The organism is Neobittarella massiliensis (ex Bilen et al. 2018) (genome assembly GCF_900289145.1).
Classification (GTDB): domain Bacteria; phylum Bacillota; class Clostridia; order Oscillospirales; family Ruminococcaceae; genus Neobittarella; species Neobittarella massiliensis.
In genome coordinates this window covers 69,441-92,216 of the sequence record NZ_OKQO01000005.1, presented here as the reverse complement: position 1 = coordinate 92,216, position 22,776 = coordinate 69,441, and the positions used below count along the sequence as shown (strand labels likewise).

The following is a 22,776-nucleotide window of genomic DNA, read 5'->3' as shown; positions in this document are numbered from 1 at the left end:
CTGAGGTGCCTAAGTGGGTTAGAAGGAGAGGAGAAAAAGATGTTAGAGACTGGTTTGATCAATCGGCCCATGAGTGACCTTTTGATGTCGCTGGGGCACACGGACTGTATCGCTATTGCTGATGCGGGCCTGCCTCTGCCTGTTGATGTTCCGGTAGTAGATGTTTCACTGAAGGTAAATATGCCGACCATGACCGATGTTTTAGAAGAAGTGCTGCAGTATTTTCTCTGCGAGCGTTACCTGTTGGCGGCAGAGTTGGAGCGGGCGAACCCGTCGATATATCGACAGACGACTGACTTGTTGCAGATGTCGCTGGGGACACCTGAACGGGAGATCATCAGCCATGAAGATCTCAAGCGAAAGTTGGGCAGTTGTAAGGGGATCATCCGTACTGGTGATTTCCATGCTTATAGCAATGTACTGCTCTATGCGGGATCGAGTTCGCGCTTTACCCGGGAGTGCACGTGATAGCGCTTTGACTGGCAGCGGCCGTATATTATAGTAACTAAAGACAACTGTTTTAAGAGGCCGGCAATATGCTGGCCTCTTTTTGATCAGGACTTTCTCAAGATAGCAGGCCCAATTTAGTTGGCAGACGATGTGACGATGTCATGAGGTAACCGGAGTAATGCCGATAAAGTAATAAGGATACAATATGGCCACACGTGAAATTGCGATGTGTATGATAGCCGTGTTTTGCGAAGGACAAGTCTGGAACAGTACGGAGAACTTCTATCTGTATGGAGCCAAATGCTCTGCTCGATCCGAACATTGATAGTTCACTTTAGTATAAATTGAAAGTGGGTACTTACTTGGAAAAATAGAGGAACGGCTCTAAAATCGCTATACAGCGACCGATGGGCAGATGAGCAGTAGGGCAGATGGGCGGTGGAAAGAACAGGGGAGAGATCGGGTGATTTTTTGATGGGATGGTAGGTGGTGGTAACGTGTATTTGTATGAAAAAGCTAAGAGGTTGGACAAAATGACCGTGCCCCCTAACTGTATTAAATGATCGAGATCTCCTGCTGGATAAGGGATCTATCAACCCGGTGATGGCAGAGTAACAGTATTTCGTTTTCTACAGAATAGGCCGCATTTTATAAAAAGAAGGATAAAAGTACGATCGTTTGGCTGCCGGTTGCCTGCCCTGTTTAGGTAGGCCTGGTTGGGCGATATCGGGGCAAAACAGCCCATGTAAATATGGAAGGAAACTTCTTTTCTATAGTGGTACGCCGCAGAATGGCTAGAGAGGAGTATTGTTTAAATGCTTTGCAGGCAGTCATGGTCCGCCCGGTATTTGTCTGCTGCATACTTCTAAAGGCATATACCCAGACTTTCACCAACAGAGGTAGAAATATTCATATTTTTCAGGCAAAATAGGAATATCCCGGCAGCAGTGACGCAGGCAGCCCATAAAATGGCACAAAACCACAGGAAATAATTGATTTAATATGCACAAGTGTGGTACAATAAAGCAAATATGTGCCAATCTATATTTAGGAGGAATCCGACCGATGAAAGGTATCGTTTTAGCCGGTGGGGCGGGTACCAGACTGTACCCCTCTACCATTGCGTGCTCCAAACAGATGCTGACCATATATGATAAACCGATGATCTACTATCCGATATCCACGCTGATGCTGGCGGGGATCCAGGATATTTTGATCATCTCTACCCCCCGGGATATTGTGGGGTTTGAGGAGCTGTTTGGCGACGGCAGCCAGTTGGGACTGCGCATCAGCTACAAGGTACAGGAGGCCCCGCGCGGGCTGGCTGAGGCCTTTATTCTGGGTGAGGATTTTATCGGCGATGACAATGTGTGCCTGGTGCTGGGCGACAACATCTTCTACGGCTACTCTTTCACCGAGCGGATGAAAAACGCCTGTGCCCGCGAAGATGGGGCCACCATCTTCGGCTATCATGTGAGCAATCCCCGCGAGTTTGGCGTGGTGGAGTTCGACGATGACGGCACCGTGCTCTCGATCGAGGAGAAACCGGCCCAGCCCAAATCGAACTATGCGGTACCGGGCCTGTATTTTTATGATCACCGGGTAGTGGAGATCGCCAAAAATGTGCAGCCCTCAGCCCGCGGCGAGTTGGAGATCACCTCGGTCAACAACGCTTACTTAAAAGAGGGAAAACTGAAGGTGGAGCTGTTTGGCCGTGGCATGGCGTGGCTGGATACCGGCAACCACCGGGCGATGCTGGATGCCGCCAACTTTGTGGAGGCGGTCCAGACCCGGCAGGGCCTCTACATCGCCTGCTTGGAGGAGATCGCCTACCGCAACAAATTTATTGATAAAGAGCAGTTGCTGGCGCAGGCAGAGCGCCTGAAGAGCACCGAGTACGGGCAGTACCTGTTCCATGTGGCCGAGACGGTAAAAGTAAAGTAAAAGGAGATGGATCCGATGAAAGTGCTGATTACCGGCGCCAATGGTCAGCTGGGCAGCGAGCTGCGCAGAGATCTGGCCAGTGGCCGGACCGAGCTGGGGGAGATCCCGGCGGCATTAAAGAGCGCCCAGGTCATTGGTGTAGACGTGGCGGAACTGGACATTACCGATGGACCGGCAGTGCAGCAGTACCTGCAGAATAATCCGGTAGATGTGATCATCAACTGTGCGGCGATGACCAATGTGGACGGCTGTGAAAAAGAGCTGGAAGTGGCCTTTAAGGTAAACGCACTGGGCGCGCGCAATCTGGCGATAGCAGCGGAAGCCATCGGCGCCAAACTGATCCACGTCTCCACCGACTACGTATTTGCCGGCGATGGCTTCTCCCCTTATATAGAGTGGGATCTGGTGAATCCCAAGAGCATTTACGGCAAGAGCAAGGCGCTGGGCGAGCAGTATGTGCAGACTTTCTGTTCGCGGTACTTTATTGTGCGCACCGCCTGGCTGTATGGCTATGAGGGGAACAACTTTGTCAAGACCATTATGCGGGTGGCCCGCAAAAACGGCAGTATCAAGGTGGTGGACGACCAGCTGGGCAACCCCACCAATGCGGTGGACCTGGCCCATCACCTGCTGAAATTGGCCGCTACCGAGCAGTACGGGATCTACCACTGTACTGGGACCGGTATTTGCAGCTGGTATGATTTTGCCAGCAAGATCGTGGAGCTGGCGGGCATTGACTGCCAGGTAAACGCCTGCACCACCGAGGAGTACGGCAGCCCCACCCGGCGGCCGGCCTATTCGGCGCTGGACAACATGGCTCTGCGCTGCACGGTAGGCGACGAGATGCGCCCCTGGGAAGAGGCACTGACATGCTTTTTTGAGAATTACACAGAAAGTGAGAAGGCGTAATATGAAGACTTATTTGGTGACCGGCGGCGCCGGGTTTATTGGCTCGAACTTTGTGCTGTATATGCTGGGCAAATACGACGATGTAAAGATCATCAATCTGGACAAGCTCACCTATGCGGGCAATCTGGAGAACCTGACCGAGGTGGAAGACCACCCCAACTATCGTTTTGTACAGGCTGATATCTGCGACAAAGAGGCTGTTGAGAAACTGTTTGCCGAAAATGAGATCGATTACGTGGTCAACTTTGCCGCCGAGAGCCATGTGGACCGCTCTATCTCTAATCCGGAGATCTTTGTGCAGACCAATGTGCTGGGCACGGTCAACCTGCTGAGCGCGGCCAAAAACGCCTGGCAGGTAGGGGACGACACCTACAGAGAGGGCTGTAAGTTTTTGCAGGTGTCGACCGACGAGGTATACGGTTCGCTGGGTGAGACGGGTTTCTTTACCGAGACCACGCCGCTGGACCCCCACAGCCCCTATTCCTCCAGCAAGACTTCGGCCGATTTGTTTGTGAAAGCCTACGCCGACACCTATAAGTTCCCGGTGAACATCACCCGCTGCTCCAACAACTACGGGCCGTATCAGTTCCCCGAGAAGTTGATCCCGCTGATGATCAACAACACGCTGCAGCACAAAGATCTCCCCATTTATGGCGACGGCATGCAGATCCGTGACTGGCTGTATGTTGAGGACCACTGTAAAGCCATCGACATGGTCATCCGCGATGGCAAGCTGGGTGAGGTCTACAACGTGGGCGGCCACAACGAGCGGCCCAATGTGGTCATTGTCAAGACCATTATTGAGTACATTAAAGAGAACGTGGACAGCGCGGTAGGCGAGCACATGATGAAACATGTGGAGGACCGCAAGGGACACGATCGCCGCTACGGTATCGATCCGGAGAAGATCAAAAACGATTTGGGTTGGTACCCGGAGACCACCTTCGAAGTGGGGATCAAGAAGACCATCCAGTGGTATTTGAGCCATAAAGAGTGGATGGAGAACGTGACCAGCGGCGCTTACCAGGCATATTACGAGAAGATGTACGCGGGCAAATAGAACATAAAATAGAGCGAAATAGAGTGACAAACACCGCTGTTTTCACTCTATTTCGCTGTATATATACGGCAGTGACCGGCAGTGATCTTGCCGTTGAGCTGTTGTGGGGAGGCACCGCGCTTTTTAACGAGTGCGGGTCCCTGCATTTGTGGCGGGCAGCATAGTCTCGCGGTGTGCACACGAAAACTGTATTTGCGTGCGCCACCGTGTGGCGGTAGTCTCGTCGCGCTTACTTAGGATTGGGAGGAGCACATGATGGGCAAATTTACTTTTATAGAGACTGGGATCCAGGGACTGGTGATCGTGGAGCCGACCGTATTCGGCGACGACCGCGGGTATTTTATGGAGACTTATAATTATAACGATTTTAAAGAGGCCGGGCTGGACATGGTGTTTGTGCAGGACAACCAATCCAAGTCGAAAAAAGGCGTGCTGCGCGGCCTGCATTTTCAGAAGAAAAATCCCCAGGGCAAGCTGGTACGGGCCATCAGCGGCGAGGTGTACGACGTGGCGGTGGACCTGCGCCGCGGCAGTGAGACCTATGGCCAGTGGCGGGGCGTGCTGCTGAGCGCTGAGAATAAGCGCCAGTTCTATGTGCCGGAGGGGTTTGCTCACGGCTTTTTGGTGATGAGCGACACAGCTGAATTTGCCTATAAGTGCACCCGCTTTTACGACCCCAGCGATGAGGGCGGCCTGATGTACAATGACCCGGACATCGGTGTAGAGTGGCCGATCGCCGAGGATATGGATATCCTGCTGTCGGACAAGGACAAGAAAAATCCCTCGTTTAAAGAGCTCAACGCGTAGGGCCGGGCAAAGGAGAGTCGTTTTGAATAGGTTAAAAGGCTATTTTAATGCTCTGGCCAAGTACCGATACCTGCTGGAGGATCTGATCTCGCGGGATATCAAGGTCAAATACCGGCGCTCAGTGCTGGGGCTGGTGTGGAGCGTGCTCAACCCGCTGCTGATGATGATGGTCATCTCGGCGGTGTTCTCGCACATTTTTCGCTTTGAGGTAGAAAATTTCCCCATATACTACCTGACTGGTTCGACACTGTATAACTTCTACTCAGAGTCGACCAGCTCGGCTATGACATCGATGACCGGGGCTGGGGCGCTGATCAAAAAGGTGTATATCCCCAAATACATTTTTCCCCTGGAAAAGGCGCTGTTTGCCTTTGTCAACATGCTGTTTTCAATGATCGCCGTCGTGCTGATGATCTTTATTCTGCGGGCACCGGTGCACTGGACGCTGTTGCTATCCCCCATCCCCATGCTCTATATGCTGGTATTTTGTATAGGTATCGGCCTGATCTTGAGTGCGTTGAGCGTATTTTTCAGGGATCTGCTGCACCTGTATGGCGTGTTTTTGACGGCGCTCGTGTATATGGCGCCTATCATCTACCCCATGGAGGCGATCGCGGGCAACAAGTTGCTGGTGACAGTGGTCAAGTGCAACCCGCTCTACTACTACATCGATTACTTTAGACAGCTGGTCATGAAAGGCACCATCCCCGGCCTGACGGAAAACTTGATCTGTATAGGTTTTGCCGTCGTTTTTTTGGCGCTGGGGCTGTGGGTGTTCAAAAAGTGCCAGGACAAGTTTATTTTGTACATTTAGGAGGTGAGGGCTTTGGACAATCGCGCTGTGATCGTGAGAGACGTCGAGATGCACTTCAATATGAGCAAAGAGAAGATCGACAGCATCAAAGAGTACCTCATCAAGTTTGCCAAACGGCAGCTGTTCTTCGAGGATTTCGTGGCGCTCAAAGATGTGTCGCTGGACATTGAAAAGGGCGATGTGTTCGGAATCGTCGGACTCAATGGCTCTGGCAAGAGCACGCTGCTGAAAGTGATCTCGGGTATTTTAAAGCCCACAAAGGGTTCGGTGGAGATACGCGGGACCGTGGCGCCGCTCATCGAGTTGGGGGCAGGTTTTGACATGGATCTGACCGCCCGGGAAAACATCTTTCTAAACGGCTCGGTGCTGGGCTTTCCCCGCCAGATGATGAGAGACCGCTTTGATGAGATCGTGGATTTTTCGGAGATGCGGGAATTCTTAGATGTGCCCATGAAAAACTACTCCTCCGGCATGGTGGCGCGGGTGGCGTTCGCTGTGGCGACCATCACCCGGCCCGATATCCTCATCGTCGACGAGATCTTGGCGGTGGGCGACTTCCGCTTTCAGGAGAAGTGCGAGCGGCGTATCAATGAGATGATGAGCGGGGGAACCACCGTCATCATCGTCTCCCACTCCATTGAGCAGATCGAGCGGTTGTGCAACCGGGTAATGTGGCTGGAGCGTGGCCACATAAAGATGATCGGCGACAAAGATGCCGTCTGCAACGCGTATAAGGAGAGCTAAAACAGAGACATGGAAAAAGAGACAAAGACATCTGCCGAGTACTCGCTAGAACAGAGCTTGCAATATTACCGTGAAAAGTATAAACAGCTGCAGGAAGAAAACGTTGAACTGACTTATACGTGTGCGCGCTATCGAAAGCAGTGCGAGGAAATGTTGTGTTCGACTTCTTGGCGGGTGACTAGACCTCTGCGGGCGATAAAGACAGCTGTCTATAAGATCGCACGCAGCAATCGAGTGCTTTTGCTAATGTGGCGTGGGCTGTCCTACTTAAAAAATCAGGGCGTGGTAAGCTTTTTTAAAAAGCTGTGGACCGTTGTGGCGGGAGAGCGCAGCTCGCATTCCGAGCTCGGAAAAAAGCTGACCAAAAAACAGTTGGAAGAACAGCGGGCGCGCAGGTTTGAAAAGCAGATCTGTATCAGTATTTTGGTGCCGCTCTACAATACCGATATCGCCTTTTTGCGCGAGATGTTGGATTCGGTAGTCAGGCAGACTTATCCCAACTGGCAACTGTGCCTGGCAGATGGAAGCGACAGAGATCAGGCAGAGATCGAGGCGGTCGTCGCCCAGTATCAAAAAGATAACCAGCGGATACTGTATCGGGTGCTGGAGGAAAATCGCGGCATATCGGAAAACACCAACGCCTGTGCCCAGATGGCGACCGGTGACTTTCTCGCCCTGCTGGACCACGACGACATTTTGGCGCCCAATGCACTTTTTGAGATCGTCAGCGCCTATAACGAGACCGGTGCGCAGTTCATCTATACCGATGAAGCCATGTTCGAGCGGCGTATAACGCGGATCTTGGGCTACAACTTAAAGTCTGATTACGCCCCCGACACGCTGCGCAGCTACAATTATATCTGCCACCTGTCCTGCTTTGACAAAAGGTTGTTTGAACAGGTAGGCGGCTTTCGTAGCAAGTGTGACGGCAGCCAGGACTATGATCTGGTCCTGCGCATAACAGAGATTGCCAACCATGTCTATCACATCCCCAAAGTTTTGTACTATTGGCGCTCGCACCCGCTGTCTGTGGCCAGCGATATCTCGGCCAAGCCCTACTGCCTTGCGGCTGCGAGAACGGCATTGGCAGATCATCTGGCCCGGGTGGGGCTAGAGGGGACGGTGGAGGATTCGACTGTTTTATCCACCTACAAAATTCGGTATGCGCTCAAGGGTACACCGCTGATTTCTATCCTCATCCCCAACTGCGACCATGTTGAGGACCTCAGACTGTGTGTGAATTCGATCTTGGGCCTGTCAACCTACGAGAATTACGAGATCATCGTCATCGAGAACAACAGCATCGACCCAGAGACTTTTCGCTACTATGCACAGCTGGAAAAGAGTGATCGCGTGCAGGTGGTCTACTGGAAAGATACCTTCAACTATTCAGCTATCAACAATTTTGGCTTTCAGTATGCCAAAGGCGAGTATATTCTGCTCCTCAACAACGACATGGAGGTCATCAGCCCGGACTGGATGCAGGAGATGCTGATGTTTGCCCAGCGGGACGATGTTGGTGCGGTCGGCGCCAAACTGTATTACCCAGACGATACGGTGCAGCACGCCGGGGTGATCCTCGGCATCGGTGGTGTGGCAGGCCACGCCCTAAAGGGGAGCCGACGCGACGAGCCTGGTTTTATGACGCGGCTACAGATCGCCCAAGACCTCTCTGCGGTGACAGCGGCGTGCATGATGATTCCCAGACGCGTCTACCAGCAGGTACACGGCCTGGATGAAGGCTTTGAAGTGGCCTTTAATGACGTGGACCTGTGCATGCGCATACGGCAGGCGGGCTATCTCATCGTGTTTACTCCCTATGCGGAGCTTTACCACTACGAGTCCAAGAGCCGGGGGTATGAGGACACCAAAGAAAAGCAGATGCGCTTTAGCGGCGAGGTCAAGCGCTTTACTGACCGCTGGCAGAAGCAGCTGGATGCAGGCGACCCCTACTACAACTCCAATTTGACTTTGAAGCGGGAAGATTTTTCGCTGCGATAGGCTGCCTCTTGCTCGGGGTCCCCAGAACAGGTAGCAAATAAAAAGGCATCCCGTACGGGATGCCTTTTTATTTAGGGAATGGCCATGGATAAGTGCCTATTCTACTGTTACGCTTTTGGCCAGATTGCGGGGCTTATCTACGTCGCAGCCTTTGAGGGAGGAGATGTAGTAGGCGAACAGTTGCAGGGGGATGATGCTAGCCAGGGGGGCGAAGATGTCGCTGCTGAAGGGCAGGTAGATGACGTTGTCGGCAAATTCGTCGGCGCCTTCATACCCCTCGTAGCAGATGAACAGCACATTGGCACCGCGGGCCTTGACCTCTTTGATATTGCTGACCATCTTTTCGAGCAGCCGCTGCTGGGTGCCCAGGGCGATGACCGGCATATCGTCGGTGATCAGCGAGATGGTGCCGTGCTTTAGCTCGCCGGCGGCGTAGGCCTCGCTGTGTATATAGGAGATCTCTTTGAGCTTGAGCGAGCCCTCCTGCGAGAGCGCATAGTCCAGGCCGCGGCCGATAAAGAACATATCCTCGGCGTGCATGTACTGTTTGGCCAGTTCCTCGTAGCGGGAGGAGGTCTCCAGCACTTTTTCTAACAGCTGAGGTATGGCACAGAGCTGAGCCACATAATCGGCCTCCTGCGCGGCGTCGATAGTGCCTTTGCAGGCGGCCAGCTTAAAGGCCAGCAGGTACATGATGGACAGCTGCACGGTGTAGGCTTTGGTGCTGGCCACGGCAATCTCGGGGCCGGCCCAGGTGTAGAGCACGCTATCGGCTTCGCGGGCGATGGAGGAGCCCACCACGTTGACCACCGCCAGCGTATGGGCGCCGCGCTGCTTAGCCAGCCGCATGGCGGCCAGCGTATCGGCAGTTTCGCCGGACTGGGAGATGATGACCACCAGGTCGTCTTTATCCAAGATCGGGTCGCGGTAGCGGAATTCAGATGCCACATCGACGTTGACCGGGGTACGGGCCAGCTTTTCGATGAGGTATTTGCCGACGATGCCGGCGTGCATGGCGGTGCCGCAGGCGACGATATGGATCTGTTTAAAGCCGGCTAACTGGCTTTCGGTGAGTGGGATGGCCAGGTCGATGTGGCCATCTTTTACCCGGGGCGATACAGTATTTTGCAGGGCGGCCGGCTGCTCGAAGATCTCTTTGAGCATAAAGTGGGGGAACCCGCCCTTTTCGGCGGCGGCGATATCCCAAGTGGCGGTGAGCAGCTCTTTTTGAATGGGAGCGCCGTCCAGATCACACGCGGTGATGCCCTCTTTGGTGAGGGTGGCGACCTCATTTTCCTCTAGCAGATAGTAGTTGCGGGTATACTTTAAGATGGCGGGGATGTCGGAGGCGATAAAGTTTTCGCCTTCGCCCAGCCCGACGATGAGCGGGCTCTCTTTGCGCACGGCAAATAATTTGTCGGGGCAGTCGTAGAACAAAATGCCCAGCGCATAGGAGCCGCGGATCTGCCGCAGAGTATTTTGGATAGCGGCAAAGGGGTCGCCCCGGTAGTTGTAATCGAGCAGTTTGGCCACTGTCTCGGTATCGGTCTGCGAGTCGAAAGAGTAGCCTTTAGAGAGCAGAAACTCTTTGATCTCGGTATAATTTTCGATAATGCCGTTGTGCACGACCGAGACCTTGTTACCGCAGTGGGGGTGCGAGTTGACGTCGGACGGCACACCGTGGGTAGCCCAGCGGGTGTGGCCGATACCGCAATGACCGGCGGGGATACCTTCTTTTTCCATCTTGGCCTTTAAGTCGGCCAGGCGGCCCTGCGATTTGATGGTGCGCACGCAGTCCCCCTCGAAGATAGAGACGCCGGCTGAGTCGTATCCGCGATATTCCAGCATGCTTAGGCCTTCCAGCAATACGTTGGCACAGTCACGCGTGCCGATATAACCTACGATTCCACACATATATGTATACCTCTTTTTATCAAAATGATCTGCCGCGCTTTTTGTGGACCGGCATTGCTGCCGGGTTTTGTAGCGCGGGTAACGACCAGACCTGTCGCCTGAGCGGCGACTATCTGACCGGGAGAGCATCCGCCGAATTTTCGATCACTCTCCGCCTCGTCAGCCCCATGGGCTCTGGCGCTTTACTTCCCACGGCCCTCCTTTCGACAAATAATATTAAGTATACAACAGTATACGTTGGGTGTCAAAAAAGTGTGATAGCGAGGTCGATAAAGCGACTTTTGTTATTTTGTGCAGCGGCAGGTGCAGATATGCGGCGACACTTATAACAGAGGTGGACACAGAGTACGGTTTGCTGCATAGCTGCCTGGGCAAACACTTGCGGTAGGAACCCCGCCGCAGTATACTGAGGTAAAAATACGGACAAGTGTTAGGGGGTAAAGGTATGCGCATATTAGAAAAATTGCCCAATATTGGGCCGGAGGTGGCGCGGCAGCTGGAGCAGGTGGGGGTGACCGAGGCGGAGCAGCTGCGGCAGCTGGGCAGCAGGGAGGCTTGGCTACGGATACAGGCGATAGACCCATCGGCCTGTATCCACCGCCTGTATGGGCTGGAGGGAGCGGTGCGCGGAGTGAAAAAAAGCATGCTGCCACCGGAAGTAAAAGCAGAGCTGAAAGATTTTTACAGTGCACACAAGCTGTGAGCGCACAGCAGTGCACCGGAGTGCGAAGTACAAGCGCCCAGGGAATACCCGTGTCTTTCGCACCGGGTACTGGAGAGGGTTATTCGCCTATTTAAGAAATGGCCGGACTTGATACGGGGGGTACTGGCATACAAGCTAGATAAGGTGTATGATAAAGACAAGTGTTAGGGCCTGTTTTTGTAAGAGATTGCCGTCACCACCCACGCGGGTGGTGTGGATTGAAATGCCATATGGCTCACGCTTATCAATGTTGGAAAGTAGTCACCACCCACGCGGGTGGTGTGGATTGAAATGCTTTCATCCTCGAACGGCTCGCTTTTGCTAGGAGCGGTCACCACCCACGCGGGTGGTGTGGATTGAAATGGCTGGGACTATGACCGTATGCCGGATAGCCTGCGGTCACCACCCACGCGGGTGGTGTGGATTGAAATTTCTGAAACTTCTACGTAAGTATCTGGCGCGAAGTGTCACCACCCACGCGGGTGGTGTGGATGAAAGCATATTGTAGGCACAAATTAGATTTGAACCGGCTGTTGACCGTAGACAGAGAGGACGCATAGGTGGGGCCACTCAAAAGGGACACGATAAAGACTGATTGGCGCCCCAGTTGTTGGCGGGTAAAGATGCGATGATCGCTTTACTCTAATCTGGATCATACTTTTAATGCGTGCAAAACAGGAGACTGGACAGCTGCTTAATGGATGGGGGGACATGGTGAAGATACCATTTAGCAAAGAGCAACTGACGTTTTTGAAAAGTGTACCGCTACCGTTTGACCCATCGACTGACTTGACGGATGAGCAGATAGAGAGATTGGTCGATGCCTTAGAAGATCACATTGCGTACCATGGGATGAACGAGGCCGGTACGGGAGAAAGTGAGATCGGCACTTGTTGTGCTGATCTGCTCACATTTTTAGCACCATATGCATAATGAAACGACAAGTCAATAGCAAATATGGTCTCTACAGTAAAGATAGGGGCCTTTTTGCTGTACAAAAATCGCCCCTGAACGGCGCAAAGCTTGACCGGCTACAGGATGGCCGAGCAGAGCGTACGAATAAAATAGAAATAGCCGGGGGCTGTGGAATGTGCGGAAAGCACCATCGCGCTATACCGTGGACATACAGTCGGCCACAAGTGGGGGCGGGTCTGCGCGACGATGAACTTAGGTGCGCAAACACAAAGAAACACCCCTGCCTGGGGTTTGGGGACCCAGGTAGGGGTGTTTTGTGCTGTTTGGCGACCTATTTTGGAGGCTGTTGGGAGAGACCGTGGATGAGGGAAGAGAGCAGCAGCTTGTAGTGTGCATCGAGCCCACTAAAATCCTGCTCAACTTTTTGGATGACCTCATCGAGCGTACCTTCGGTGTGGAAAAATTCAATAGGGGAAATTTGTGTGCATGTGCAAAATTTTAGAAAATCTTCTACCCGCATTGAAGAACGGCCATTGATTATATGATTCAGATAAGTTCTGCTCCGTCCCATCATTACACTGACTTTAGACTCAGCCAAATTTTGCTGAGTCAATATTTGAGACAGTCGTTCGCGGAACTTCTGATTATCCAATCCTGTTCACATCCTATCAATCTATTTGAAAACATCATAAAATTATATTTTATCGATAACAAGCAATTTAATAATTTGTGTTCTGTGTTGAGATGTGGTACACTAAAACTACTCAATAACAAACACAAAATAAAATAATTGAGTACGGAGAATAAACATAAGCTTTACACTAGGATATACATAATAGGATAATATATAAACTGGATTGTAAATTGTTTTGCGGAGGAAGAAATGAAATATCAGGGCAGTGCACTGCTGTATACCGAGGAGGGGCGGGTGGCGCCGATACAGACACGAGAGCAGCTGCAGCAGGTATTCGGCGAGGTATACGACTTGCTACAGGGGGCTTATCTGCTGCCGGGGGAGGAGGAGATAGCGGGTTATGATGCCCCGCTGGCCGGGCAGGTGCCCCCACTGACATCGGGACCATACGGCCCCGTTTGCGCTGAGAAGGAACTTTTGAGCCGACAACTGCGGGCGGTGATCGGGGAGCAGGGGATAGACGGCCGGGATGAGATCGAGGAGCTGGAAATATTTTATAACATCGCCCAAGAACTGCTGTGCCACTGGGCCTTTTTATACGGCTATACGTGCGGACAGAGCGCTGACCGGCAAACGGACCTGCTGTTGGCGGCACTGTACGCGGCGGGGCGTGCAAAAGACGAGACTATGCTGCAAACGCTGTTTTGGCAGTTGGACCCATTGACGGGAGACCGATCGCAGGGGCAGCTGCTGGCGGCTTTGACCGGCGGCGAGCGACAGCAGGCAAGTATTTTACAATTGGCGCGGTTACGGGATTACCGCAAAGAGCAGTTGCCCCCACGGCCCAATTGGGCAGCTGGGGAGCTGATACAGATGGCTACGGCAGCGCTGCAGCGGTGGCAGCTGTGCTTTTGGCAACTGGCGCAGGCCAGTGGGGACATACTCTGCCGCTGCGGACAGCGTTTGCAACAGGGTACACTATAGGAATATAAAGGCACAATAAACGAGCCTCTCCCGCCATGGGGAGAGGCTCGTTTATTGACTTGGCAGACGGTCAACCCAGGCGCTTGAGAAAGCGGGGGCGGAACCAGTGCACGTACATGGAGATGACTCGGGTGAGCGCGATATCGTACACCACCCCGGTGACGTTGGCCAACACCCACAGGCCGGCGATGAGGCCGGTACCCATCTGGCCGAATTCCTCTATAACGGCGGTGAGGCCCAAAAGCCGCACCATGATAAAGTAGACCAGGGCTATGGCGACATTGAGCAGCCCCAGCTTGCACAGCCACTGCAGCAGGCGGCTGGACAGGCGCTCGATACGCGCTTTGATGATGGGGTAGTAGCCGAGGAAAAAAACGAACAGCAGAGCGGCCTCTTTGTCGGGGGCAAAGAGCAGCCCCAGTATAGAGATACCGCCGTACACGGCCAGCGCCCAGCGGTAGCCGATCTCGACCACTACCGGCATGAGGGCCACCCCGGCGGCAGCGGGCAGCGCATAGGTAGCAAAGGGGAACACCCCCGAGAGAAACAGCAGCAGCAGACTGAGCGCGCCCATGCTGCCGCCCAGCGCCACCCGGGCGCTGGCTCTATTTTGTCTGCGTGGTGTCATGTGGGGTTACCTCCTAGCAAAAATGGGGTACGGAGAAAAGAAAGGCGCCGACGCCGGGTGAGGGGCGGCAGCGCCAGATAGCCTTTGGGACCGGGGCGGGAAAACATCGAGGGGGTTTGCGGCGGTATTTGCCGATAGCCAGGCGGTGCCGGGCGGCGGGCAGCCGCAGCGGTATGCACACGGAAAAAGTACCGCGGCGCTGAAGATAAAATGTGTGGGAGTTGACGGCCATGCCCGCACCGACGATACCACAGAATGAAGTTTTACCTGCCATGGAAGATCGGCGGAGGTAAAGCTAGCAGCAGGATATCAGGTCGCCGCCCATACATTCACAGCAGCAGTCGGCGCAGATGAGCGAGCTGCACATATCGCAGCCGGAACAGCCTGCCGGTTGGGTGTTATAGCCGCCGTAGGGGTTGCCGGCCATGTTGCCCCGGCGCTGGGCGTTCATCTGATTGACGGCGTTTTGATACTCGGGGTTTTGCGGGTCCATGACCCGGGCCTGGTTAAAGTGGCGCATGGCCTCCTCGAGCCAGCCGTGCTGGGAGTAGATGACCCCCTTGAGAAAATACCACTCGGCGCTGCGGGAGCCGGTGGGCACCCCGTCGAGCACCTCCTCGGCCTCGACGATGCGGCCGGACTGGATGAGCCGGCGCACATCGGCGTACTGGGTAGAGCCGCCCCCGGCACCGGCGCCAGCGCCAGAATAACTGTAGCCACCGGCGGAGCCGGTGCCGGAACCGGCCCGGCCGGTGGAACCGCCGCGTTTACGGGAGGTGACGATCTCGTCGTAGGCGGCATTGATCTCTTTCATCTTTTCGGCGGCCAGGTCCTCGAGCGGGTTGTTCTGGTAATTGTCGGGGTGGTATTTGGCGGCCAGTTTGCGGTAGGCGGCCTTGACCTCTTCGTCGGTGGCGTCGCGGGAGACGCCCAGTACTCTGTACGGATCCATCTAGTTTTCCCCTTTATACTTGTCTAGGATAAGGCCCTGGGTGTGTTTAAAGCCCAGGTATATAATGTTGTCTAGGATACTCTGGTAGTGGTACAGGTCGAGCAGTTGGTAGCTGGCAGCCAGCTGCCCGACGGTGAGATTACAGATCTCGGTGATGCTGGCGCCGATGGTCTGCCAGTCGACAGGCTGACCTTTTTGCAGCCCAAACTGCAGCGCCAGCGGGTTGTAGTCGCCCCGCTGCAGGTCGCTCTCGAGATCGTCGAACGCGTCGATGAGATAGATCCAGCGGCCCAGCAGGTAGCCCATACGGCCCAATATGCGGCGCTGGGCGTCGCTCTGGGCCATCTGGGCAAAGACCTGCTGCAAAAAGGTGGCGGTGGGGTCGGCGGCGCGGTCGATGCTGGCGCAGTGCTGGTCTTCGAGCTGCTGTTGGGCGCGGGTGGCGGCAGCCATGACCGCGTCGACCTGGGGAAAGGTGCGACTGGCTTTTTTGCGGGCTCTTGCCATGAACGGGTAACAGAGCACCGCCCGCAGCTTGCGGCCCATACCGTGGTCGCGCAGATCGTCTTTTATTTTATAATAGGCCATGATCATGGCGCAGCCGGCAGAAAAGCGCTGGGCCGCATTCTCGGTGCAGCAGACCTTTTTTTTGAGGGGATTGGCCATGCAGCGGCACTTGGAGAACTGGGGATCGGCGGGATCGAGAGCCATTTGTAACAGCGAGAGAAACGCAAAATCATAGCTGAGAGTCAGTTTGGAAAAGGGGCCAAAACTGCTTCCCAGCTGGTGACACAGGCCACAGTAGACGGCCTTATAGGTATCGAACTCGCAGACGCGTAGATCGGGCTTAAACGGCTTTACGTAGCCAAACAAAGGCATGTCCCCCAGAAGAGCGGCCCGCCGGACACAGCTGCAGATGTACGCGGCCGGCGGCGGGATACGAAAAATCAGTATTATTATACTACAACAAATGCCAGTTATGTTCAATTGCTAATTTGTGAACGAACCACACATTTTAGATGGATTTGGCCGCCTTTTTGATGCCGGCAGCCCCACTGAGGGGTATTTGGCGGCTGTTTTTTATAACTGCCGGCAAAAAATCGCAGATTTGGGGTGGAGCGCGCAGCAGACGACCGCCTGCTGCCGGTGTTTTGCCGGCGTTTTCGGCTCGTGTACTGTATGGGGCGAGGGGCCTTACACAGAAATGAAAGGCGGCCGCTGTCTTGTGCTGCCCGGCAATTAAAATTTTGACCTTTACAGCGGTGGACAGAGGACTGACCACATAGCCGAAAGAGCGGCCTGCGGCCATTTTTTATTGTAGCGCGTGCAGGGATGCAGGCCCTGCGGGTGCGTAGTACCGCCGGCGGTAGCCGGTGTGCGCGTTCGTCAAAAAATATTCTGTGGGGGTCTGGCCCCACAGAGAGCGGCGCCAGCCGCGGTAAGCCGCCGACCGGCTATTTTTTATAATAGCCGGTCCAAAATCGTCAGATCTTGGGTGCGACAGTACGGCTGGCGGCAGCCAGCAACCGGCGTATTCAAAAAATATCTGGTATGGGGGCTTGACCCCATACAGAGAGCGGCGCCAGCCGCGGTAAGCCGTCGAGCAGCTATTTTTATAATAGCCGGTCCAAAATCGCCAGATCTTGGGTGTGGCAGCACGACTGGCGGCAGCCAGCAACCGGCGTATTCAAAAAATATCTGGTATGGGGGCTTGACCCCATACAGAGAGCGGCGTCAGCCGCGATAAGCCGCCGAGCGGCTATTTTTTATAATAACCGGTCCAAAATCGCCAGATCTTGGGTGCGACAGCACGGCTGGCGGCAGCCAGCAACCGGCGTATTCAAAAAATATCTGGTATGGGGGCTTGGCCCCATACAGAGAGCGGCGCCAGCCGCGGCAAGCCGCCGAGCGGCTATTTTTTATTGTAGCGCATGCAGGGTCGCAGGCCCTGCGGGGGGCATACTCATCAAAAAACGCCGGGCATGCAGCGCCGGCGCAAGGCGGGCGCGCCACCGATGTGAAGTTTGAGGGCCGGTTAGCAACTGCTTTTGATACAGCGGAGGCCAGGCGGGACAGGTGACGATTTTGTCACCCCGCTGCGGGCAAAAATAGCTATAATGGAGGAGAGCAAAGAGGAGGGGCGACCATGGCCGAGCAGATACTGCTTTTAGAGGACGACAAGACCATTATGCAGGGGCTTTTGTATGCGCTGACCAGCGAGGGCTACCAGGTGGTGGCGGCCGACTGCTGTGCTGCGGCAAGAGAACTGCTTGACGGCCGGCAGTTTGATCTGCTGCTGTTAGACGTGATGCTGCCCGACGGCAGCGGGTACGACATCTGCCGCGCCGCGCGGAAAAAGAGCGACGTGCCGGTGGTGTTTTTGACCGCCAGCGACGATGAGCTGAGCGTGGTGATGGGCCTGGACATGGGGGGCGACGACTACATCACCAAGCCGTTTCGGCTGCGGGAGCTGCTCAGCCGCATCCGCTCGGTGCTGAGACGGACCCAGCGCGCACAGGACGAGCAGGAGGTGCTGCGCTTTGGCAGGCTGTGCATCTACCCCCGGCGGGCGGCCGTACAGGTGGGGGCGCAGGAGGTGGCGCTGACGGCGGTGGAGTACCGACTGCTGCTGACCTTTGCCGCCCACCCCGGCCAGGTGCTGACCCGCAACCAGCTATTAGAGGGGATCTGGGACATAGACGGCGACTTTGTGGGGGACAACACGCTGACGGTCTACATCAAGCGGCTGCGGGAAAAGCTGGCCGAGGCGGGGGATGCTGCCCGGATCACCACCCTGCGGGGGCTGGGATACCGCATGGAGGAGAGATGAGATGCTGCGCAACCGGGAGATAAGACTGCTGTTTGGGAGCTGGCTGGCGGTAACGGCGGTCAGCTGTGCCGGGGGCTGCTGGCGCTGGGGGCTGCCGGGGCTGTGGTGCGGCGCCGGCTGCCTGGTGCTGGGGGGCCTATACGCGCTTTTTACCCGCTACCGCTACCGGCAGATCGCAGCGCTGTGCGACTATTTGGCGGCGGTATACGCCGGCGGCGAGCCGCTGGATATCCGCGACAACCGCGAGGGAGAACTGAGTCTGCTGAAAAACGACATCTACAAGATCGTGAGCATACTCAAGCGCCAGACGCGGCAGTTGGGGGCGGATAAAGCCTATTTGGCCGAGGCGCTGCAAAATATCTCGCACCAGCTGAAAACACCGCTGACCAGCCTGTTTGTGATGACCGACCTGCTGGCCGAGCCGGACCTGCCACAGGAGCGCCGGGAGACGTTTTTGCACAGCACCACCGAGCAGCTGGGGCGCATCCAGTGGCTGGTGAGCGCGCTGCTGCGGCTGGCGCGCATCGACGCGGCGGCGGTGGACTTTAAAAAAGAGGACATGGCCCTGTGCGCGCTGTTACAGCGGTCGCTGACGCCGCTGCGCATACCGGCAGAGCTGGCGGGGGTGCAGTTACAGCTGGACTGCCCGCCCCAGCTGCACTGGCGGGGCGACCTGTCCTGGACGGCCGAGGCGGTGGGCAACATTGTAAAAAACTGCATTGAGCACACACCGGCAGGGGGGACGGTGGCGCTTTCGTGCCGGGAGAACCCGCTGCACATCGCCCTGTATATCCGCGATACCGGGCCGGGCATCGATCAGGCGGACCTGGGGCGCCTCTTTGAGCGGTTTTACAAGGGTCAAGGGGCCGGACCGGAGAGCGTGGGGATCGGCCTGGCGATGGCCAAAGCCATTTTGCAGAGCCAGAACGCCGACGTGACAGCCGGCAACTGGGAGAGCGGTGCGGTATTTACCGTAAAGCTGTATAAGCAGGTGGTGTAGAGGGAGATCGGCTGGCAGGTGACGAAACTGTCACCCCGCCGGTCACGGCAGCGTCATGTGCAGACCGTATGATGGGCATAGACGGGAGAGGGGCGCCGAGCCAGACGCCCACCCGGACACAGGAGGGAACAAAAATGCAGCTATTGCAGGTAAACGATCTGTGCAAGCGATACGGTGCGGGGGAGGCCCGGGTAGATGCGCTCAAGGGGGTATCTTTCTCGGTGCAGCGGGGCGAGTTCGTGGCCATCGTGGGGCCGTCGGGCTCAGGTAAGAGCACGCTGCTGCACATTTTGGGCGGGGTGGACCGCCCCACGTCGGGCCGGGTGGTGATCGACGGGACCGACCTGTACCAGCTCGACGAGAGCGCCTTGGCCATTTTTAGAAGGCGGCAGATCGGGCTGATCTACCAGTTTTACAACCTGATACCGGTACTGACGGTAAAGGAGAACATGGCCCTGCCGCTGCTGTTGGACGGACGCCGGGTAGACGAGGGGCGCATGTGCCAGCTGAGCGAGACGCTGGGACTGCGCGAGCGCATGAAGCATTTGCCGGGCCAGCTGTCGGGCGGGCAACAGCAGCGGGTGAGCATTGGCCGGGCGCTGATGGCCAGCCCGGCGCTGGTGCTGGCCGACGAGCCCACCGGCAACCTGGACTCGAAAAACAGCGCCCAGATCCTGCAGCTGCTACAGACTTTTCACCGGGAAAACGGGCAGACGCTCATCGTCATCACCCACGACGAGTCGATCGCACTGCAGGCTGACCGCATCATCGCCATCGAGGACGGCCAGATCGCCAGAGACGAGGTGATCCGGCGGTGAACGTGATACAGAGATTGACGCTGCGGCACATGGCCCAGAATAAAAAACGCACCTTGGTGACGGTGCTGGGGACCATCGTATCGGTGACGATGGTCACGGCGGTGGCCATTATCGCGCTGTCGTTTTTAGACAAGATGCAGAAAAATACCGTTCAGAACATAGGGCTGTGGCACACGGCTTATGAGCGGGTACCGGTAAAAGAGGCCGCTGTTATCACCGAAGACGAAAATACCGCAAGCTACAGCCTGAGCTACCAGGGCCAATATGCCCAGCTGCCCGAGAGCAAAGACCCCCGGCAGTACCTGTGTGTGGGCCGGTACGCACCGGGCAGCTTAAAACATCTGCCGCTGCGGATGACCCAGGGCCGCGCCCCCGAGCGCACAGATGAGCTGGTGGTGTCGCAGGACTTTTTAGACACCTCGGGCTACGAGTGGAAGGTGGGAGACAGGGTGACGCTGACGGTGGGGGCGCTGTATGTGCCCTACACCCAGGAGGACGGCAGCGAGGGGCGTCGCTACGTGACCCAGCAGGACGCCCAGGACGAGGAGACATTGTGGGAACCGGCAGGGGAGCAGACATTTACAGTGGTGGGCATCGCCGCGATGCGCACCAATATGGAGACCAGCTGGATGTACGGCTATACCGGCATAAGCGGATTGGACCTCGCGGCGCTGCCGGCCGACGCCACGGTGGATATACGGGTGGAGAACAGCCACCTGAGCCGCCAGCTGTTTCGCGACGGTGCGCGCATCGCCGAGCAGCTCTCGTGCGCGGTGAGTTTTAACTCGTCGCTGCTGATGTACAGCGGGGTGATGGAGGACACCTACCTGATGACCACGTTGACGACCACCGTCGTGACGCTGTGCCTGGTCATCCTCATCGGCTCGGTGAGCCTGATCTACAACGCCTTTGCCATCTCGCTGTCGGAGCGCAGCCGCACCTTGGGGATGCTGGCCAGCGTGGGAGCCACCCGCCAGCAAAAGCGGGCCAGCGTATTTTTTGAGGCGTCGGTCATCGGCGCGGCGGCGATACCGCTGGGCATTCTGTTTGGCTGGCTGGGTATCAGGGTGACTTTTCTGGCGGTGGGCCCCATGCTCGACAGCCTGATGGGCGATGGGCCGGCCATGCAGGTGGTGATGAACCCATGGGTGGCGGTGTTCGCAGCGCTGTTTTCGGCGCTGGTGCTGTTTATCTCGGCCTGGGTGCCGGCGCGCCGGGCCTCGAAGATGGGGCCGATCGACGCCATTCGCGGAAACGGGGAGCAAAAGCTGCGGGCCAGGCAGGTAAAGACCAGCCGCCTGACCGGCAAGCTGTTTGGCTTTGAGGCCGAGCTGGGACTGAAAAATATGAAACGCAGCAAAAACCGCTACCGGGCCACGCTGCTGTCGCTGGTGGTGAGCGTGGTGCTGTTTTTGACTGCTGCCACCTTTACCGATTACATGCAGACTGCCTTTGCGATGACCCAGGACCAGGTACAGTACGACCTGCTGGTGAATATCAGCGGCACCGATGAGGAACAGGAGCAGCTCGCCGCGGCGGTAGAGCAGGTAGAGGGCGCCGACCGCATCGACCGCTACACGGTGCTGCAGGGTGCGCTGTGGACACAGCTGGATGAGAGCCAGCTACACCCCGACTTTAAAAAATACGCCCCTAAGGGCAGCACCGCCAGCTGCCCTAACATACAGGTGTTCGGCCTGCCCGAGGACCAGCTGCGGGACTACTGCCGGCGCGCGGGCATTGGCAGGGGCGCGCTCGAGACCGGCAGCGGCATTGCGATAGCGCCGCTCAACTTAAAGCAGGAGCACAACTTTACGGCGGTGCGGCAGTTAAAAGACCCGGCGGGCACGGTGCTGTACCTGCACCGCGAGAGCGGGGCAGACAGCGCCAGCACCCCGCTGATGCTGGTGGGAGAGAGCAGCGAAAAGACCGAAGTGATGGCCGGGTATGAGGAGGTGCTGACCGACCTGTACGTGGTGACCAGCGAGGAGACGGTGCGCCAGATAGCCGCCGCTCTGCCCGAGGTGGACCTGGGCACGCAGATGACTGTTCGCGCGGTGAACCCGGTGCAGGTGTATAACCAGATTATGCAGATGCCCGCGGCCAAGACCGGTGCGATGCGGGTGATGAACATATCGGACTACGGCGAGCAAAACCGCCAGGTGATGGGGATCTTATCGGTGTTTATCTACGGCTTTATCGCCCTGATCACGCTGGTGTGCGCGGCCAACATCTTTAATACCATCTCTACCGGGGTGGCGCTGCGGGCCAGAGAGTTTGCCATGCTGCGCTCGGTGGGCATGACGCCCAGAGGACTTACCAAAATGGTCCGCTGTGAGAGCCTGTTTTACGGTGTCAAGGCGCTGGCCTACGGGATGCCCATGGCGGTGCTGGTGGCCCTGGGCATGTACAAGGCACTGGAGCGCAACTTTGATTTTGGCTTTATGCTCCCCTGGACGGCATACCTGGGAGCGGCCGCCGGCGTGTTTTTGCTGGTGGGCAGCACGATGCTATACGCCACCGGCAAGATGCGCAGAGCCAACCTGGTCGACGCGCTGAAAGACGAGAACCTATAGGGCTCGGGGTGGGAAAAGCACTCCGGCCCCCGCTAAACAGAAAGAGCAAAAGGGCAGCACGAGCCATTTGAGGGGCGGTGCCGCCCTTTTTGCTCT

At 56.2% G+C, this 22,776-nt stretch carries 20 protein-coding genes; 15 read left to right on the top strand and 5 right to left on the bottom strand.

All coding sequences use genetic code 11. The features are described from left to right. Positions 1 to 39 precede the first annotated feature (39 nt). The 8 genes from rbsD (at position 40) to C6Y32_RS07915 (ending at position 8,729) form a co-directional block, all read left to right on the top strand. On the top strand, positions 40 to 468 hold the full coding sequence (rbsD, locus tag C6Y32_RS07950) for a D-ribose pyranase (protein WP_105204776.1): 429 nt from the start codon (positions 40 to 42) through the stop codon (positions 466 to 468). A 1,047-nt stretch (positions 469 to 1,515) separates the two neighbouring features. Continuing rightward, on the top strand, positions 1,516 to 2,394 hold the full coding sequence (rfbA, locus tag C6Y32_RS07945) for a glucose-1-phosphate thymidylyltransferase RfbA (protein WP_105204775.1): 879 nt from the start codon (positions 1,516 to 1,518) through the stop codon (positions 2,392 to 2,394). Between the two features lie 15 nt (positions 2,395 to 2,409). Then, the gene (gene rfbD / locus C6Y32_RS07940; RefSeq protein WP_105204774.1) at positions 2,410 to 3,303 is read left to right on the top strand and encodes a dTDP-4-dehydrorhamnose reductase; all 894 of its coding nucleotides are present in this window, start codon (positions 2,410 to 2,412) and stop codon (positions 3,301 to 3,303) included. 1 nt (position 3,304) lies between these two features. Then, positions 3,305 to 4,363, top strand: coding sequence for a dTDP-glucose 4,6-dehydratase (rfbB, locus tag C6Y32_RS07935; RefSeq protein ID WP_105204773.1), 1,059 nt, complete (start codon positions 3,305 to 3,307; stop codon positions 4,361 to 4,363). 255 nt (positions 4,364 to 4,618) lie between these two features. Continuing rightward, on the top strand, positions 4,619 to 5,170 hold the full coding sequence (gene rfbC / locus C6Y32_RS07930) for a dTDP-4-dehydrorhamnose 3,5-epimerase (RefSeq protein ID WP_105204772.1): 552 nt from the start codon (positions 4,619 to 4,621) through the stop codon (positions 5,168 to 5,170). A gap of 22 nt (positions 5,171 to 5,192) precedes the next feature. Further along, a complete protein-coding gene (locus C6Y32_RS07925; protein WP_207204823.1) occupies positions 5,193 to 5,984 on the top strand; it encodes an ABC transporter permease in 792 nt (263 codons plus the stop codon). Between the two features lie 48 nt (positions 5,985 to 6,032). Then, on the top strand, positions 6,033 to 6,728 hold the full coding sequence (locus C6Y32_RS07920; RefSeq protein WP_105204981.1) for an ABC transporter ATP-binding protein: 696 nt from the start codon (positions 6,033 to 6,035) through the stop codon (positions 6,726 to 6,728). Between the two features lie 246 nt (positions 6,729 to 6,974). After that, the gene (locus C6Y32_RS07915) at positions 6,975 to 8,729 is read left to right on the top strand and encodes a glycosyltransferase family 2 protein (RefSeq protein WP_105204771.1); all 1,755 of its coding nucleotides are present in this window, start codon (positions 6,975 to 6,977) and stop codon (positions 8,727 to 8,729) included. A 96-nt stretch (positions 8,730 to 8,825) separates the two neighbouring features. Here C6Y32_RS07915 and glmS read toward each other — a convergent pair whose 3' ends face one another. After that, positions 8,826 to 10,643, bottom strand: coding sequence for a glutamine--fructose-6-phosphate transaminase (isomerizing) (gene glmS / locus C6Y32_RS07910; RefSeq protein ID WP_105204770.1), 1,818 nt, complete (start codon positions 10,641 to 10,643; stop codon positions 8,826 to 8,828). A 445-nt stretch (positions 10,644 to 11,088) separates the two neighbouring features. Here glmS and C6Y32_RS07905 point away from each other — a divergent pair, with 445 nt between their 5' ends. Both C6Y32_RS07905 and C6Y32_RS07900 read left to right on the top strand, forming a co-directional pair. Further along, entirely contained in the window at positions 11,089 to 11,346 is a 258-nt protein-coding gene (locus tag C6Y32_RS07905) for a TfoX/Sxy family protein (RefSeq protein ID WP_105204769.1), read from the top strand. Between the two features lie 711 nt (positions 11,347 to 12,057). Then, entirely contained in the window at positions 12,058 to 12,279 is a 222-nt protein-coding gene (locus C6Y32_RS07900; protein ID WP_105204768.1) for a hypothetical protein, read from the top strand. Between the two features lie 313 nt (positions 12,280 to 12,592). Here C6Y32_RS07900 and C6Y32_RS15120 read toward each other — a convergent pair whose 3' ends face one another. Then, a complete protein-coding gene (locus tag C6Y32_RS15120) occupies positions 12,593 to 12,913 on the bottom strand; it encodes a helix-turn-helix domain-containing protein (protein ID WP_129589415.1) in 321 nt (106 codons plus the stop codon). A gap of 231 nt (positions 12,914 to 13,144) precedes the next feature. On the opposite strand from C6Y32_RS15120, the gene C6Y32_RS07890 reads away from it, so the two are divergent. Next, positions 13,145 to 13,879: a hypothetical protein gene (locus tag C6Y32_RS07890; protein ID WP_105204766.1), complete on the top strand. Its 735-nt coding sequence runs from the start codon at positions 13,145 to 13,147 to the stop codon at positions 13,877 to 13,879. 70 nt (positions 13,880 to 13,949) lie between these two features. On the opposite strand, the gene C6Y32_RS07885 is transcribed toward C6Y32_RS07890, so the two are convergent. From C6Y32_RS07885 to C6Y32_RS07875, 3 genes are all read right to left on the bottom strand, one after another. Continuing rightward, a complete protein-coding gene (locus tag C6Y32_RS07885; RefSeq protein WP_105204765.1) occupies positions 13,950 to 14,507 on the bottom strand; it encodes a hypothetical protein in 558 nt (185 codons plus the stop codon). A gap of 295 nt (positions 14,508 to 14,802) precedes the next feature. Then, positions 14,803 to 15,459: a J domain-containing protein gene (locus C6Y32_RS07880; protein ID WP_105204764.1), complete on the bottom strand. Its 657-nt coding sequence runs from the start codon at positions 15,457 to 15,459 to the stop codon at positions 14,803 to 14,805. Then, positions 15,460 to 16,332: a DUF5685 family protein gene (locus tag C6Y32_RS07875; protein WP_105204763.1), complete on the bottom strand. Its 873-nt coding sequence runs from the start codon at positions 16,330 to 16,332 to the stop codon at positions 15,460 to 15,462. A 1,273-nt stretch (positions 16,333 to 17,605) separates the two neighbouring features. On the opposite strand from C6Y32_RS07875, the gene C6Y32_RS07870 reads away from it, so the two are divergent. The 4 genes from C6Y32_RS07870 (at position 17,606) to C6Y32_RS07855 (ending at position 22,680) form a co-directional block, all read left to right on the top strand. Beyond that, a complete protein-coding gene (locus C6Y32_RS07870; RefSeq protein WP_105204762.1) occupies positions 17,606 to 18,289 on the top strand; it encodes a response regulator transcription factor in 684 nt (227 codons plus the stop codon). Between the two features lies 1 nt (position 18,290). Then, entirely contained in the window at positions 18,291 to 19,289 is a 999-nt protein-coding gene (locus C6Y32_RS07865; protein ID WP_164998185.1) for a sensor histidine kinase, read from the top strand. A gap of 134 nt (positions 19,290 to 19,423) precedes the next feature. Then, complete coding sequence (locus tag C6Y32_RS07860) at positions 19,424 to 20,107, top strand: ABC transporter ATP-binding protein (protein ID WP_105204760.1); 684 nt, start codon at positions 19,424 to 19,426, stop codon at positions 20,105 to 20,107. Then, the gene (locus C6Y32_RS07855) at positions 20,104 to 22,680 is read left to right on the top strand and encodes an ABC transporter permease (protein WP_105204759.1); all 2,577 of its coding nucleotides are present in this window, start codon (positions 20,104 to 20,106) and stop codon (positions 22,678 to 22,680) included. The genes C6Y32_RS07860 and C6Y32_RS07855 overlap by 4 nt, the downstream gene beginning before the upstream one ends. Positions 22,681 to 22,776 lie beyond the last annotated feature (96 nt).